The sequence below is a fragment of the Corallococcus sp. BB11-1 genome (assembly GCF_026626625.1).
Classification (GTDB): domain Bacteria; phylum Myxococcota; class Myxococcia; order Myxococcales; family Myxococcaceae; genus Corallococcus; species Corallococcus soli.
The window spans coordinates 53,334-67,728 of record NZ_JAPNJY010000007.1 but is presented as its reverse complement, the minus strand read 5'-3'; the positions used below and the strand labels follow the sequence as shown (position 1 = coordinate 67,728).

Genomic DNA, 14,395 nt, shown 5'->3' with positions numbered 1-14,395 from the left:
AAGCCTTCAAACCTTCAGGCGGGGTTCTCCACGTCGCGCTCAGCCAGCCGCTGCCGCCGCTCGCCCTCCAGCGCCTGCTCCGCGCGCGCGGCGGAGATCTGCGTCACGGGCTGGTTCACCGTGCGGTACACGGCCGCGGCGAAGGCCGCCCCCAGCAGCGGGGCGATGATGAACATCCACAGCTGCCCCAGCGCGGCGCCTCCGGAGAAGAGCGCCGGGCCCAGGCTGCGCGCGGGGTTCACCGACGTGTTGGTGATGGGGATGCCCACCAGGTGGATGAGCGTCAGCACCAGGCCGATGGCCAGCCCCGCGAAGCCCACCGGCGCGCGCGAGTCCGTGGCCCCCAGCACCGTCAGCACCAGCAGGAAGGTGAGCGCCACCTCCGCGAGGAACGCCGCCCCGCCGCCGTAGCCCTCTGGCGACGCCGCGCCATAGCCATTGCTGCCCAGCCCCTCCACGCCCGCGGAGTACCCGCCCGGCGCGCCCTTCGCGATGAGCAGCACCAGCCCCGCCGCCAGGATGGCCCCCGCACACTGGGCGATGACGTAGCCGGCGACATGGCGCTTGTCGAACTTGCCCGCCAGCAGCAGGCCCACCGTCACCGCCGGGTTCACGTGACAGCCGGAGATGGGGCCCACCGTGTAGACCATGGCGAGCAGCGACAGGCCGAAGGCGAACGACACGCCCAGGAAGCCGATGCGATCGCCCGCAAGCACCGCCGCCCCGACGCCGCCGAGCACCAGCACGAAGGTGCCCACCGCTTCCGCCATGTACTTCTGCATCGCATTCCCGCCCGCGGGTGCTGGCCGGGCGTCCTTCTCGTTCGCTTCTCGCATGCGCAGCCTCCTCACGCAGTCAGGGGGCGCGCACGGCCGGAAGAGGCTTCCCGGGCAACGCAAGCCGTCCCGCGGCGTGGTGGGTGTCCCAGGAGATGCTGCGCATGCTCGCGCGCGCCACCATGCGCGCGCGCTCCACACGGCCGGACGGCGGCACGTGGGTGGGGCCCCTGGCGTCCTGAGGCCCCCACCCTCCGGGGCTGGACGCCCGGGCTCAGGGATTCTTCCAGACCCCGACGAACGGAAGGTTGCGGTACTTCTCGCCGTAGTCCAGGCCGTACCCGACGACGAACTTGTCCTCGATGACGAAGCCCTTGTAGTCGATGTTGACCTTCGCGCGCGCGCGGGCGGGCTTCTCCAAGAGCGAGCACAGCTTGAGCGACGCGGGGTGGCGTGCCTGGAGGTTCTCCAGCAGGAAGCTCATGGTGAGCCCCGTGTCGATGATGTCCTCGATGATGAGCAGGTGCTTGCCCGCCATGGGCTTGGACACGTCCGTGGTGATGCGCACCTCGCCCGTGGTCTCCGTGCCGCCGTGGTAGCTGGACACGCCCAGGAACTCGAGCGTGAGCGGCAGGTCGATGGCCCTCGCCAGGTCGATGGTGAAGAACGCGGAGCCCTTGAGCACGCAGATGAGCGTCAGCTCCTTGCCCTGGTAGTCGCGGGTAATCGCCGCGCCCAGCTCCTTCACGCGCGCCTGCACGGCCTCCTCGGAGATGAGGACGTCGACATCCTTCTCGTGGAACGTCACCGGGAACTCCCTTGGTCTACACGTAGGCGTTGTTCATGATCTCCCCGAAGCCGCCGCCACCGGGGACGATGTACTGCCGGTCATCCAGGCCCCGCTCCTTGTCCCAGAGCAGGCCCGGCTCGGTGCCGAACACCTCCGGCGGAGACAGGCCCCGGTCCAGCCGGAGCGCGTAGATGATGACGTCCGGGTGGTCCTTCGTCATCCGGCGCAGGTACTCCGGCGTGACGATGAGGTTCAACGTGATGATGCGCCGGGGCGTCCCGGGCACCTTCGTCTTGTAGAGGGAAATCGCCGTGGACAGGCTGCCGCCCGTGGCCCCCATGGGGTCCGGGAACAGCACGTACGCATCGTCGATGTCGCCGCCAATCTTCGCGCCGCCAATCTCCGAGCCCACCACCGCCTGGGCCGCGTCGATCATCCGGCTCATGATGATGTGGTCCTGACGCACGAGCGCCGGGTCCACCGTGAAGTTCAGCAAGTCGTACGTCACCTGCGACGGCAGCGTGCCCGCCCGCGCGATGTTCACCGTCACCACCCGCAGGTGGGGGTCCACCACCTCGCCCTGGTAGATGCCCAGGGGCGTGGAGTCGATCATCCGCGTGGGGATGGTCACCATCTTGCGCGGGAACTCCGCGTTGATGACCGTCTTCACCAGGTCCGCGTAGAGCTGCTCCACCAGCCGGTTGATCTGCGGCTGGAGCGTGCCCTTGGCGCACAGCGTGGCCAGCTGCGACAGGAGAAACGGATTGCCCACCAGATGGACGTGGGGCCCATAGTGGTGGGTCATCTCGTTCAACCGGAACGGCACGTTCGCGTACAGGGTGTCCCGCATCGGGGTTCAGCTCCAGGCGAAAAGAACAGCGGACCTCCCCCTCGCGGGGGTCATCCGCCAGGGGTTCAGTCGAACAGCTTCAGCGTCTGCGGGGGGCTCGCTTCGGTGGGTTCGGGCACGTGACACTTGCGGCACCGGGGCTCGTATTCGCCCGCGGCGCCCACCACCACCCGCTCCCCGCTTCCAATGATGCGCTGCGAGCGATTGGCCGGATTCCCACACACCGCGCAGATGGCCAGCTCCTTCGTGACGTACTCCGCCACCGCCATGAGCTGGGGCATCGGTTCGAAGGGGCGGCCCTGGTAGTCCTGGTCCAGTCCCGCGCAGATGACGCGCACGCCCCGCTGGGCGAGCGCCTCGCACACCTGCACCACCTCTCCGCCAAAGAACTGCACCTCGTCGATGCCCACCACCTGGATGTCGGAGGGCAGGTGTCGGAAAATTTCTTCAGCCCTCTCCACCGGGACGGACGTCAATTTCAACTGGCTGTGGCTCACCACCTGCGTCTCGTCGTACCGGGTGTCGATGCGCGGCTTGAACACGCGGACCTTCTGCCGGCCGTACAGCGCGCGCTTGACGCGGCGGATCAACTCCTCCGTCTTGCCGGAGAACATCGAGCCGCAGATGACCTCTATCCACCCGATATCTTTGGGAAACTGATGCAAGGGGCGCTCGTCGGGGAGGGTCTGGAACGGGGGCAATCTCGGGCACCCACCCCTTCCCGTCAATTTCGTTTCCGGCCTGCCAACCCCCCATCCACCCCTGCCTGCCCGGCTGCTTCCAGGAAGCCCCGGAAGACTTGGCAAGCGAATTGAATAGGGAGTCCCCCGGGCAGCATGGACGGGACCAGGGGGTAGGGCGTGGCGGCGACGGCGAATGGGATGCAGGTGGGGTCGTGGACGCAGGGTGCTTCTTTCTACATGTCGCCCGCGTCGGTGGGATTGTTGATGCTGAACCTGCTGGACGGGCTCTTCACCCTGCTCTTCCTGCAGCTGGGGGTGGCGGAGGAGCTCAACCCGGTGATGCGCGTGGCCTATGAGCAGTCACCGCTGCTGTTCATGTTCTCCAAGCTGCTCATCGTGAACGCGGGCCTGTGCCTGCTGTGCCTGCACCGCAAGCTCAAGGCCAGCCGCATCGCCATCCGCGCGGGCGCCGTGGTCTACGCCATCATCGTCGTCTACCACCTGGCGTTCCTCGCCCACCTGGTGAGTCACTGGCCCTTCGGGGCTTGAGCCGTCCGTCCAGTGAACGGTCACCCGGTGCGTCGGGTCGGGGGTGCTTGCTTTTCACCTCCCGTCTGTCCCAGGCTTCCCCATAGCTCGGGCCTTTCAGGTTCGGGGGGGACCATGAACATCACCGACGTCCGGGTGTTTCCGGTCGAAGAGGACAAGCTCAAGGCGTACGTCACCATCACCCTGGATCACTGCTTCGTCGTGCGCGACTTGAAGGTGATCCACGGCTCCACCGGGCTCTTCATCGCGATGCCCGCGAAAAAACGGAAGGACGGGACGTACAAGGATATTGCCCACCCGTTGAACGCGGACACGCGCAGCCAGATGGAGCGCGTCATCCTCATTGAGTACGAGAGACACCTTCACCAGGCGCAGACCGGGACGCTCGCTCCGGTGGCTGCGGAACTCGACTAAGCTTCTTCCCTTCGACGCTCGCACGGGTTAGTCAGCGCCACCATGCAGCAGCGTGACTTCAAGGTGTTCGCCGGGAACTCGAACCCGGCGTTGGCGCATCGCATCTGCGAATATCTCCAGCGCCCGTTGGGCAAGGCGACCGTGGACACCTTCTCCGACGGGGAGATCCACGTGGAGATCGGCGAGAACGTGCGGGGACAGGACGTCTTCATCGTCCAGTCCACCTGCCCGCCGACGAACCACCACCTGATGGAGCTGCTCATCATGTGCGACGCGCTCAAGCGGGCGAGCGCCGGCTCCATCACCGCCGTGATGCCCTACTATGGCTACGCGCGGCAGGACCGGAAGGTGGCCGCGCGCACCCCCATCACCGCCAAGCTGGTGGCGGACATGCTGGAGGTGGCGGGCGTCAACCGGGTGGTGTCCATGGACATGCACGCGGGGCAGATCCAGGGCTTCTTCAACATGCCCTCGGATCACCTGTACGGCTCGCCGGTGTTCCTGGACGACATGCGCAAGCGCTTCCCGGAGCTGAGCGACGTCGTCATCGTCAGCCCGGACGCGGGCGGCGTGGAGCGCGCGCGCGCCTACTCCAAGCGCCTGGACACGGGCCTGGCCATCATCGACAAGCGCCGGCCGCGCGCGAACGCCTCAGAGGTGATGAACCTCATTGGCGACGTGAGCGGCAAGGACGCCATCCTGGTGGACGACATGGTGGACACCGCGGGCACGCTGGCCCAGGCGGCCGCCGCGCTGAAGAACAAGGGCGCGCGCCGGGTGCTGGCCTACGCCGTCCACCCCATCCTGTCCGGTCCCGCCATCCAGCGCATCACCGACTCCGTGCTGGAAGAGGTCGTCTTCACGGACACGGTGCCGCTCTCCGCCAGCGCCAGCGCCTGCCCGAAGATCCGCGCGCTCCACACCGACGCGCTCTTCGGAGAGGCCATCGCGCGCATCCACCGCGCGGACTCGCTGAGCTCGCTGTTCGTCTGACGGCGGCGCGCCCCCCGCGGGAGCGCCCCCTTCCCTCCTGACGGGAGGCCGCGCCCCGCGCCCCTCCCCGGGCGCCTGTCAGGGCGTCCCCCCAGGAGGAGTGCCCCTCGCGGGCCGGTGGTGACGGGCGGCTTGACGCCGCCCCCCTCCGGCTGGCATGTCCGGCCCCCTCTGCCGGTTCCACGGGCCTCACGGCCCGGGCGCCGTCTTCGGGGCCCGCCATGGGGGCGGGATGCCGAGGGCGCCCTGGCGAACCGGTCGCACCCGCAGTCCCCACTGAAAAGAGCTTCCTCCATGGCCACCGACAAGAGCACCCTCGAAGCCTCCACGCGTGAAGGTTCCGGCAAGGGCGCCGCCCGCCGCCTGCGCGCGAAGGGCCAGATCCCCGCGGTCGTCTACGGCAAGCACCTGAAGACGCCGCTGCACATCTCCGTGGACCCCAAGGCCATCCGCACGGCCATCAACACCCCGCACAAGCTCAACACGCTGATCCAGATCAAGCTGGGCTCGGGCGGCGAGCAGGTGCTGCTGAAGGACTACCAGATGGACCCGCTCACCCGGGACATCCTGCACGCGGACTTCATCGCGGTGCGCGACACGGACCAGGTGAAGGTCAACCTGCCCGTCGTGCTCACGGGCAAGGCCCCGGGCGTGCTCGAGGGCGGTCTGCTCACGCAGATCCGCCGCAACCTGGAGGTCTGGGCGCTCCCCACCGCCATCCCGCTCCAGATTGAAGTGGACGTCAGCAACCTGAACATCGCCGAGGCCATTCACGTCAACGACGTGAAGCTGCCCGAGGGCGTGTCGGTGAAGACGAACGTCAACTACACCATCGCGGTCCTCTCGGCGCCGGAAGCGGCGGAAGCGGCGGCCCCGGCGGCCATCACCGCCGCGGCCCCGGCGGCGGGCAAGGCGGCGGACCCCAAGGCGGCCGACGCGAAGGCCCCCGCGGCCAAGGCGCCGGCGAAGAAGTAGTCCTTCTCCACCGTTCCTTGTTTCTTCGCGGGGCGGGCCTGTTGAAGGGCCTGCCCCGCTGTCTTTACGGAGCCTTCCATGAAGCTCATCTGCGGGCTGGGCAACCCCGGGCGCGAATACGAGCGCCACCGGCACAACATCGGCTTCATGGTGGTGGACGCGCTGCTCGCCCGCGCTCGCGCGGAACTCACCCAGGACAAGTTCCAGGCGCGGGTGGGCCAGGGGAGCCTGGGCGGCGAGCGCATCCTCTTCGTGGAGCCGCAGACCTTCATGAACCTGTCGGGCCGCTCCGTCGCGGAGGCCGCGCGCTTCTACAAGGTGGACGTGCAGGACGTGCTCGTCATCCACGACGAGCTGGACCTGCCCTTCGGGCGGCTGCAGCTCAAGGCGGGCGGCGGCGCGGGCGGCCACAATGGCCTCAAGAGCATGGTGACCTGCCTGGGCGCGGACGCCTTCATCCGCGTGCGGGTGGGCATTGGAAAGCCGGAGGGCCCCAACGCCAAGGAGCGGGTGTCCGGCTACGTGCTCTCCAACTTCGACGACGGGGAGCGCCGCCAACTGGAGGAGCTGATTGCCCGAGCGGCGGACATGACGGAGAGCTGGGTGCGCGACGGGCTGTCCACGGCGATGAACCGCCACAACCGCAAGGCCTGATCGCCGGCCGCGCCCCCGGGCAGGGAAAGCGCCCGGCCGGACGGCCCCTTCCCTGGCATTGCTTGACTTTCGCGAGGGGGGCCACTTAGAAGCCCCCTCCTCCCGTGTTGTTGGACGGGAAGAAGCGCGGTGGTGGCGGGCGCGCATGATTTCCCCGTCCCCGGTGGCGGCCTTCGAGGGCCAGCAACCGTTTCCCCGCTCCCCGGATGGTCCGGGGGGCACTCGACCCCAAGGGGAGAGAAACATGGCAGAGACGCAGGCCGCCAAGCGGCTTCGTGAGTATGAGACCATCTTCCTGGTCAAGCCGGACCTGACCGATGACGCCGTGGACAAGCTCAAGGAGCGCGTCCGGGGCATCGTCGACCGCGAGCAGGGCAAGGTGCTGCGCTTCACGGTGTGGGGGAAGAAGAAGACCCTGTTCCCCGTGGCCAAGCAGCCCCGCGCCATCTACGTCCACACGAGCTTCCTCGGCAGCGGCAAGCTGGTGGCGGAGATCGAGCGCAACCTGCGCAACCTGGACGAGGTCACCCGGTACATCTCCGTGAAGATCGCGGACGAGGTGGACCCGGAGACGCGTCCGGTCCTCGAGGACCTGAAGCTGGCCGGTGACGTGGAGGAGACCCGTCCGGGTGCCCCCGCGGAGCGCGAGGGTGGCGGCTTCCGTGGTGCGGCCGAGGCCCCCGATTTCGTTGGCCCCGACGCGGAAGAGGATGCCCCCGAAGAGGCGTAAGCCTCCTCTTGGGTCCTTCCCCAAACCTTCCAGGAAACGAGAACGTTCATGAGCAACGGCATGGATAGCAAGGGCGCTGGCGGTTCCCGCGGCCCCGGTGGTGGTGGTGGCGGTAGCTACGGCGGCGGTTCGCGCGGTGGCGACCGTGGTGGTGACCGCGGCGGCGACCGCGGCGGCGATCGTGGCGACCGCGGCGGCATGGGTGGCGACGACGACAAGCGTGGTGGTCGTGGCTTCGGCCGCAAGAAGGTCTGCCGGTTCTGCGCGGAGAAGAACGCGTCGGTGGACTTCAAGGACCAGGCGACGCTGAAGTACTTCGTCACGGAGCGCGGCAAGATCATCCCCCGCCGCATCTCCGGCAACTGCGCGAAGCACCAGCGTGAGGTGGCGATCGCCATCAAGCGCGCCCGTGGCATCGCGCTCCTCCCCTACAACGCGGTCGTCGGCTAGCCGCCGGGTCCCCCAGGAGACTGAACATGAAGCTCATTCTGCGTGAGGACATCGACAATCTCGGCAAGTCCGGCGAGCTCGTCACGGTGAAGGACGGCTTCGGCCGGAACTTCCTTCTGCCGCGCAAGAAGGCCGTGCTGGCGAGCGAGCAGAACCTGCGCCAGCTGGAGCACGAGAAGTCCGTGCAGACCGCTCGCAGCGCCAAGCTCAAGGGCGTTGCCGACGAGCAGGCCAAGAAGCTTGGCGCCGTCAAGGTCACCATCAAGCGCAAGGTCGGCGAGCAGGACAAGCTCTTCGGCTCCGTCACGGTGCTGGACATCGCCGAGGCGCTCGCTTCCCAGGGTCAGCAGGTGGACCGCCGCCAGCTGCACCTGGCCGAGCCCATCAAGTCGCTGGGCAGCTACGACGTGGAGCTGCGCCTGCACCGCGAAGTGACGGCGAAGATCAAGGTCGACGTGGTGGCCGAGTAGTCCACCGCCTCACCTGACGTCGTTTCAAGCGAAGGGGCCGTCCGGGAAGCCGGGCGGCCCTTTTGCTTTGTCCCAAGGCCCAGGGCCGCCGGGTGCGGCCTGCGGTGATTCCCCTTCACGGGGCGTCCGGGTCCCGCCCATTGCTACAGGGCTGTTGCCGGGAAACTGGACGTTCCGCCGAACGTGTCAGACGCTGGCAGTAGAGGTTCCAAGCAGCCATGCAGAACGTCCTGGACGGTAGGGAAGGTCGGCGGGTCCATGAGGATCTCGCCGCGGAGCGCGCGGTGCTCGGCGCCGTGCTGGCGGACAACGGGCTCATCACGCCCGTGGCGGAGGTCATCCACTCGGATGACTTCTCCAGTCCCTCGCACGCGCAGATCTTCGCCGCGATGATGCGGCTGGACGCGCAGAGCAAGCAGGTGGACCACCTGACGCTCGCGGAGGAGCTGAAGATCCTCGGGCAGCTCGTCGCGGTGGGCGGCCCCGCGTACCTGATGGGGTTGGACCAGGTCGTCCCGCTGGCGGCCAACGCCGTGCAGTACGCCCACATCGTCAAGGATCAGGCGCTGCGCCGGCGCCTGGCCAACGTGGGCCGGGAGATCCAGGACCTGGCCAGCCAGGAGACGGGCGAACTGGAGGTCCTGCTCGACGAGGCGGAGCGCAAGGTCTTCCTGCTCGCGGAGAAGAAGCGCGAAGGCGACCTGCGGCCCGTCAGCGAGCTGATGGAGCAGACGCTCGACCTGCTGGACAAGATGAAGGCCGCGTCCACGGGTGTGACGGGCCTGTCCACGGGCTTCATCGACCTGGACATGCAGCTGACCGGCCTGCATGCGGGTGAGCTCATCATCCTCGCGGCGCGTCCCGGCATCGGCAAGACGTCGCTCGCGATGAACATCGCGGTGCACGCGGCGCTCAAGGAGGACAAGGCGGTCGGCATCTTCAGCCTGGAAATGCCCGCGGATCAGCTCCTCATGCGTCTGCTCGCGTCCACGGCGCGCGTGGACATGAAGAAGCTGCGCGGCGGCCGGCTGTCGCCGCACGACGAGGAGAAGTTCCAGGAGATGGCGGGCGCGCTCTACAACGCGCCCATCTACATCGACGACTCCGGCGGCCTCTCCCCGTTCGACCTGCGCGCCAAGGCGCGGCGCGTGAAGCAGAAGGATCCGCGCCTGTCGCTCATCGTCATCGACTACCTCCAGCTCATGCACCAAAAGGGCAAGGTGGAGAGCCGCCAGCTGGAAGTCGCGGAGATCTCCCGTGCGCTCAAGCAGCTGGCCAAGGAGCTGTCGGTGCCCATCATCGCGCTCAGCCAGCTCAACCGGAAGGTGGAGGAGCGCAAGGGCGGCAAGCCCATGCTGTCGGACCTGCGTGAGTCCGGCTCCATCGAGCAGGACGCCGACGTGGTGATGTTCATCCACCGCGAGGATCAGGACGAGGGCGAAGGCGGCGAGGGCGGCGGCGGTGGTGGCGGTGGTGGTGGTGGTGGCGGAGGCGGCGCGGTCATCCCCGTGGAGCTCATCGTCGCCAAGCAGCGAAACGGCCCCATCGGCTCCGTGGACATGGTGTTCCTGTCGGAGTTCACCCGCTTCGAGAGCCGCGCCCGGGGCGACTGACCTCCTGGCGGTTCCGGGGCACGGCTCACCGCGCCCCGGTCGCGGGCTTCAGCCCCCTGCCCTGCCCTGCTCGCGTCAGTCGCGGCCGGTGCGCAGGTAGCGCGTGACGTGCTCGCGCGCGGCCCGCACCGCGGCCTCCGGCCCCGTGCCCCGGCCCAGCTCCGCCGCCAGCGCGGACGCCAGCCGGCAGCCCGTGCCCCGGCGCTCCGGGGGCCGCTTGAGCCGGCGTCCCCGCATCACCAGCGTGCGGCCGGAGAAGGCCAGCACGTCCGCCAGGCCCTGGCCCTGCGGCAGGTGCCCGCCCTTCACCAGCACCGCGCCAAAGCCCACCCGGCAGAGGGCCTCCGCGGCCTCCTGCGCCTCCTCCACCGTGCCCAGCGGGGGCCGGCCCAGCAGCCACGCCGCCTCCTCCAGGTTGGGCGTCACCACCACGCGCGGACCCGCCAGCGCCAGGTAGTGCCGGGGCGACAGGCGCGACAGCACCTGGCCGCGCGACGAGCGCACCACCGGATCCACCACCCACCACGCGTCGGTGCCCTTGAGCGCGGCCCGCGCGGTGGCGAGCTGCGACGGGCCGGGCACCACGCCCCACTTCACCGCGTGCAGCGGGCCCCACTCGCGCGCCGCGGTCACCTGCGCCGTCAGCATGCGGGGCGCCGCGGGCACCACGGCGAAGGTGTGCGTCCCCTGCGCCGTCTGGGCCGACGGCACCGCCACCGCGTCGCCGCCGCGCGCGCGCACCGCGGCGACGTCCGCCAGCAGCCCGGCCCTGCCCGTGGGCTCCAGGCCCGCCAGCAGCAGGACGCGCGGCCTCACCGGCGGTGCTCGCGCGCCTTCTGCACCAGCGACTTGTAGACGCCCAGGTGCACCGGGATGGTGCTCAACATCAGCTCCGGGTGCCACTGCACGCCCAGCGCGAAGGTGTGCGCGGTGGACTCGATGGCCTCCACCACGCCCTCCGGCGACACCGCGCTCACCACCACGTCCGTGCCCGGCTTGTTCACCGCCTGGTGGTGCGTGGAGTTCACCATCAGCTGCCCGTGGCCCACCGCCTCCGCCAGCAGCGTGCCGTTCTTCACCTCCACCGGGTGCTGCGGCTGGGTCCGGTCATGCTTCTGCTCGTGGTCGCGCGCGCCGGGCACCTCCCGCAGGATGTCCTGGAACAGCGTGCCGCCCAGCACCACGCACAACAGCTGCATGCCGCCGCACACGCCCAGCACCGGCAGGTTGCGCTTGAGCGCGCCCCGGATGAGCTGGGCCTCGAAGGCCGTGCGCCCCTCCTTCAGCGGCCCCATGCCCTCGCGCACCTCCTCGCCGTACGCGGACGGGGGGATGTCGAACGCGCCCCCCGTCACGACGATGCCCGACACGCGCTCCAGGTACGCGTCCACGCAGGAGGCGTCATCCGTGTAGGGCAGCACGAAGGGCAGGCCCCCCGCGCGCAGCACCGCCTCCGCGTAGGGCACCTTCAGCTCGTAGCGGGGGAAGGCGGAGTCGGCCGGCTGGGCCCAGTCAGGGCTGAGGCCGATGTTGGGACGGCGCGGGGTCGTCCCGTGGTGACGCGGAGGCGGATGGTTCATGGTGGGCGGTACTACCCTGTTTCGAGGCTAGCCCCCCGGGCGCCCCTGTCAAAGGCCTCCGCCAGCAGCCGCACCCGCTCGGCGATGTCCTGGGCAAGCAGGGCATCCGACACCACCGCCGCGCCGTGCGCCCCCGTCGCCGCCACCCGGGCGATGTTGGCGAGCCCCACCCCGCCAATGCCCACCACCGGCAGCGGGCTCTCCGCCACCACCCGCTTGAACGCCTCCAGCCCCAGCACCGGGGCCTGGACCTGCTTCGTCGTGGTGCCGAACAGGGGCCCCACGCCCACGTAGTCCGCTCCGGCCGCCAGGGCCGCCCGGGCCCCTTGCGTGCCCCGCGCGGTGACGCCCACGAGCCGGCCGGGCCCCAGCAGCTCCCGCGCCGCCTCCGGGGGCAGGTCCTCGTCCCCCACGTGCACCCCGTGCGCGTCCGCCAGGAGCGCCAGGTCCACCCGGTCGTTGAGCAGGCACAGCGCGCCCGCCTGCCGGCAACGGGCCACCACCGCCCGGGCCGCGGCCAGGGCCTCCCGGGGCGGCGTGTGCTTCATGCGAAGCTGCAGCACCCGGGCGCCACCGGCCAGCAGGCGCTCGGCCTTCTCCACCAGGGACAGCTCCGGGCGGAGGCTGTCGTCGCACAGCAGGTACGGGCCGTGGGGAAGTGGGGGACGGGGCGGGACGTTCATCGGTTCCAGGTGCCAGGGACAGCGGCGTTGACAGGCGCCCCTCCTGCTATAAGGTGGCGCGCTGTTTTCCAAGCAATTCCGAGGATTTGAATCATGGCGGATGGCATCAACCCGAAGCACCTCGACAAGCGCACCACGGAGCGCTACCAGCGCGGCGACCTGGCCGTCGAGGAAGCGGTCAAGAAGCACCTCGAGGAGCTGCCGGACGTGGCCGACAAGGCCGTTCCCATCGACACGCGGATGGACGGCGAGGTCGACGACCTGGACGACGACGAGGACGACGACCTGGACGACGAGGAGGATGACGCGGACGACGAAGAGGATGACGTCGACGACGCGGAAGACTCCGAAGGCTCCAACGACGAGGACAAGGCGGCCGAATGAGCCCTTCGGAGAAGCGGGGTGAGACCTTCGTGATGACGGGGGAAGCGAGCCCCGCCTCCGAGGAGTCCCTGTCGTTCAGCACCTTCGTCGTCGGGCTGGGTTCCGCCGTCCTCATCCACCTGGGCGGCGCGCCGAACCCGGACACGGGCCGCGTGGAGAGGGACCTGCCCTCGGCCCGGCAGAACCTGGACCTGTTGGCGATGCTCCGCGAGAAGACGCGCGGCAACCTCACCGCCGACGAGGAGAAGCTGGTGGACGGCCTCCTGTCCGACCTGCGCCTGCGCTACGTGGAGGCCAGCCGGAAGTGAAGCCTCCTGAAGTCACCCGCCCGGGCGCGCTCCCCCGGGGCGTGCGGTGGGCCGCGTCCATCTGCCTGGTCCTCTCCGCCCTGACGGGGGTGCTGTCCTGCAACGAAGCCTCCGTCCTGCTGGAGTTCGAGAAGCACCGCACGCACCAGTTGGAGAAGGCGCCCACGCTGGGCCTGCTCGGCAACAAGGACCCCGCCTTCACCCAGCGCATCGTGGAGACGCAGCTGTCCGCCATGGAGCACGTGCGCGAGCCGCGCGTGGTCGTCCTCACCGGGCTCACGCTGGTGTGCACCCTGCTCTTCTTCGCCTCCAGGCGCCTGCTGCGCGCCCCTGACGGCATTCCCCGGGACGGCTTCCGGCAGCTGATTGGCACCGCGGGCATCTTCGCCGCCGTGCTGCGCACCATCGACGGGGCCCAGTGGACCGTGGTGGCCCAGCGCACCAGCGGCGTCATGGTGGAGGGCTTCAAGGCCCTGCCCGAGTTCCAGGATCCCATCGCAGCGGACCTGCTCCCGCTGGTGCCCTACCTGCTGATGGCCACCTCCGTGGTGCCCACCGCGCTCGTGGCCGGCGGCTTCGTCCTGCTCGCCCAGTACTTCCGCAGCGAGGGCGTGCGCGACGCCATCGTCACGCTGGACGGAACCCCCGAAGACCCCTGAGACCCACCGTGCGGGTGCGACCCCGGACGGAGGCAGGCGGCTGACGCAGCGCGGCGCCGTTCGGCGGGCTTCAGCCCGCGTCCGACTCGGCGCGGGGGGGCTGGGCGGGGCCCAGCAGCAGCGACTCCAGGGCCGCCATCGCGTCCGCCTCCGCGGCGGCGTCCGTGCCCTCCAGGGGCACCACGCGGGCCAGGGGGGCCTTGGGGATGCGCAGCAGCTCATCCCGGGTGAGGCCGAACACGTACGCCAGATGCCCCATGGGCCAGCGCGACTGGAGGCGGGTGAAGACCTCGTCGTCCACCTCATCCAGGGGGCACGGCAGCTCCGCCTCCTCGTACACCACCCGCTCCCCCCCCACGCGCCGGCCGTTGCCGTAGGCGATGACCTCCTCGCCCTCGTCCGCGTCGTACACGTAGGCGTGCACGGTGGCGTTGGCGGCGGCGGACAGCAGCCGGGCGAGCGCGTGGTGGGCCGCGTACCAGTGGGCCCCCTGCCGTCCCTGGGAGAACGGCCCCAGGAAGGCCAGGCGCACCACCTTGCGGCGGCGGTTGATGGTGACGCGCAGGGCCGTGGCTCCCGGGGCGCTGTCCATCGACAGGGCCTCCCGGGCCAGACGCACCAGCGCCAGCCCGGAGAAGGTGTCGAGTCGAACGAGATAGCCGCCGTGCGCGTCCAGTGAAGCCCCCAGTGATGGGCGCCGCCTATAACCGACCCCCCCACCCGCTGGCAACTTCGTCACCACGAAAACCCGGCTGCTTCCAGCGGCTCAAAGTATTCCGTGGAAATCGGAAGCCGTACGGCGAGTGTCGTCTTGCCAAGGGGGTCCCGGCTCTT

At 69.7% G+C, this 14,395-nt stretch carries 20 protein-coding genes; 12 read left to right on the top strand and 8 right to left on the bottom strand.

Annotated features, from left to right (window positions below; genetic code table 11):
- Positions 1-14: 14 nt before the first annotated feature.
- The 4 genes from aqpZ to OV207_RS07300 form a co-directional block, all read right to left on the bottom strand.
- Complete coding sequence (aqpZ, locus tag OV207_RS07315) at positions 15-836, bottom strand: aquaporin Z (RefSeq protein WP_267553760.1); 822 nt, start codon at positions 834-836, stop codon at positions 15-17.
- Positions 837-1,050: 214 nt separating this feature from the next.
- On the bottom strand, positions 1,051-1,584 hold the full coding sequence (hpt, locus tag OV207_RS07310; RefSeq protein WP_193348016.1) for a hypoxanthine phosphoribosyltransferase: 534 nt from the start codon (positions 1,582-1,584) through the stop codon (positions 1,051-1,053).
- Positions 1,585-1,600: 16 nt separating this feature from the next.
- Entirely contained in the window at positions 1,601-2,416 is an 816-nt protein-coding gene (locus tag OV207_RS07305; protein WP_193348015.1) for a uracil phosphoribosyltransferase, read from the bottom strand.
- 65 nt (positions 2,417-2,481) lie between these two features.
- Positions 2,482-3,081: a thymidine kinase gene (locus OV207_RS07300; RefSeq protein WP_193348014.1), complete on the bottom strand. Its 600-nt coding sequence runs from the start codon at positions 3,079-3,081 to the stop codon at positions 2,482-2,484.
- Positions 3,082-3,297: 216 nt separating this feature from the next.
- Here OV207_RS07300 and OV207_RS07295 point away from each other — a divergent pair, with 216 nt between their 5' ends.
- The 9 genes from OV207_RS07295 to dnaB all read left to right on the top strand — a co-directional run bounded on the left by OV207_RS07295 (position 3,298) and on the right by dnaB (position 9,947).
- Positions 3,298-3,648 (top strand): DUF5658 family protein, encoded by a 351-nt coding sequence (locus OV207_RS07295; protein WP_193348233.1) that lies wholly within the window; start codon positions 3,298-3,300, stop codon positions 3,646-3,648.
- Between the two features lie 114 nt (positions 3,649-3,762).
- Complete coding sequence (gene spoVG / locus OV207_RS07290; RefSeq protein WP_193348013.1) at positions 3,763-4,062, top strand: septation regulator SpoVG; 300 nt, start codon at positions 3,763-3,765, stop codon at positions 4,060-4,062.
- A gap of 42 nt (positions 4,063-4,104) precedes the next feature.
- Positions 4,105-5,055, top strand: a complete 951-nt coding sequence (locus OV207_RS07285; RefSeq protein ID WP_193348012.1) for a ribose-phosphate pyrophosphokinase — start codon at positions 4,105-4,107, stop codon at positions 5,053-5,055.
- A 294-nt stretch (positions 5,056-5,349) separates the two neighbouring features.
- On the top strand, positions 5,350-6,030 hold the full coding sequence (locus tag OV207_RS07280) for a 50S ribosomal protein L25/general stress protein Ctc (protein ID WP_193348011.1): 681 nt from the start codon (positions 5,350-5,352) through the stop codon (positions 6,028-6,030).
- Between the two features lie 78 nt (positions 6,031-6,108).
- On the top strand, positions 6,109-6,684 hold the full coding sequence (gene pth, locus OV207_RS07275) for an aminoacyl-tRNA hydrolase (protein WP_193348010.1): 576 nt from the start codon (positions 6,109-6,111) through the stop codon (positions 6,682-6,684).
- Between the two features lie 244 nt (positions 6,685-6,928).
- Complete coding sequence (rpsF, locus tag OV207_RS07270) at positions 6,929-7,414, top strand: 30S ribosomal protein S6 (protein WP_120538060.1); 486 nt, start codon at positions 6,929-6,931, stop codon at positions 7,412-7,414.
- A gap of 48 nt (positions 7,415-7,462) precedes the next feature.
- Positions 7,463-7,864: a 30S ribosomal protein S18 gene (rpsR, locus tag OV207_RS07265; RefSeq protein ID WP_193348009.1), complete on the top strand. Its 402-nt coding sequence runs from the start codon at positions 7,463-7,465 to the stop codon at positions 7,862-7,864.
- Positions 7,865-7,890: 26 nt separating this feature from the next.
- The gene (gene rplI, locus OV207_RS07260; protein ID WP_193348008.1) at positions 7,891-8,334 is read left to right on the top strand and encodes a 50S ribosomal protein L9; all 444 of its coding nucleotides are present in this window, start codon (positions 7,891-7,893) and stop codon (positions 8,332-8,334) included.
- Between the two features lie 218 nt (positions 8,335-8,552).
- The gene (gene dnaB / locus OV207_RS07255) at positions 8,553-9,947 is read left to right on the top strand and encodes a replicative DNA helicase (RefSeq protein WP_267553751.1); all 1,395 of its coding nucleotides are present in this window, start codon (positions 8,553-8,555) and stop codon (positions 9,945-9,947) included.
- 75 nt (positions 9,948-10,022) lie between these two features.
- On the opposite strand, the gene OV207_RS07250 is transcribed toward dnaB, so the two are convergent.
- Genes OV207_RS07250 through thiE form a run of 3 tightly spaced genes read right to left on the bottom strand, consistent with a single transcriptional unit; the run spans position 10,023 to position 12,210 of the window.
- Complete coding sequence (locus tag OV207_RS07250) at positions 10,023-10,763, bottom strand: bifunctional hydroxymethylpyrimidine kinase/phosphomethylpyrimidine kinase (protein WP_193348006.1); 741 nt, start codon at positions 10,761-10,763, stop codon at positions 10,023-10,025.
- Positions 10,760-11,527 carry a gamma-glutamyl-gamma-aminobutyrate hydrolase family protein gene (locus OV207_RS07245; RefSeq protein WP_193348005.1) on the bottom strand — a complete coding sequence of 256 codons (768 nt, stop codon included), beginning with the start codon at positions 11,525-11,527 and terminating at the stop codon, positions 10,760-10,762. The genes OV207_RS07250 and OV207_RS07245 overlap by 4 nt, the downstream gene beginning before the upstream one ends.
- A gap of 11 nt (positions 11,528-11,538) precedes the next feature.
- The gene (thiE, locus tag OV207_RS07240; RefSeq protein ID WP_267553748.1) at positions 11,539-12,210 is read right to left on the bottom strand and encodes a thiamine phosphate synthase; all 672 of its coding nucleotides are present in this window, start codon (positions 12,208-12,210) and stop codon (positions 11,539-11,541) included.
- A gap of 93 nt (positions 12,211-12,303) precedes the next feature.
- Between thiE and OV207_RS07235 the strand changes: the two genes are divergently transcribed.
- Genes OV207_RS07235 through OV207_RS07225 form a run of 3 tightly spaced genes read left to right on the top strand, consistent with a single transcriptional unit; the run spans position 12,304 to position 13,561 of the window.
- A complete protein-coding gene (locus tag OV207_RS07235; RefSeq protein ID WP_267553746.1) occupies positions 12,304-12,594 on the top strand; it encodes a hypothetical protein in 291 nt (96 codons plus the stop codon).
- Positions 12,591-12,902: a DUF1844 domain-containing protein gene (locus OV207_RS07230; RefSeq protein ID WP_193348002.1), complete on the top strand. Its 312-nt coding sequence runs from the start codon at positions 12,591-12,593 to the stop codon at positions 12,900-12,902. The genes OV207_RS07235 and OV207_RS07230 overlap by 4 nt, the downstream gene beginning before the upstream one ends.
- Entirely contained in the window at positions 12,899-13,561 is a 663-nt protein-coding gene (locus tag OV207_RS07225; protein ID WP_267553743.1) for a hypothetical protein, read from the top strand. The genes OV207_RS07230 and OV207_RS07225 overlap by 4 nt, the downstream gene beginning before the upstream one ends.
- Positions 13,562-13,631: 70 nt before the next feature.
- Here the strand turns inward: OV207_RS07225 and OV207_RS07220 are convergent, their stop codons facing one another.
- On the bottom strand, positions 13,632-14,300 hold the full coding sequence (locus tag OV207_RS07220; RefSeq protein WP_267553742.1) for a hypothetical protein: 669 nt from the start codon (positions 14,298-14,300) through the stop codon (positions 13,632-13,634).
- Positions 14,301-14,395: the final 95 nt, after the last annotated feature.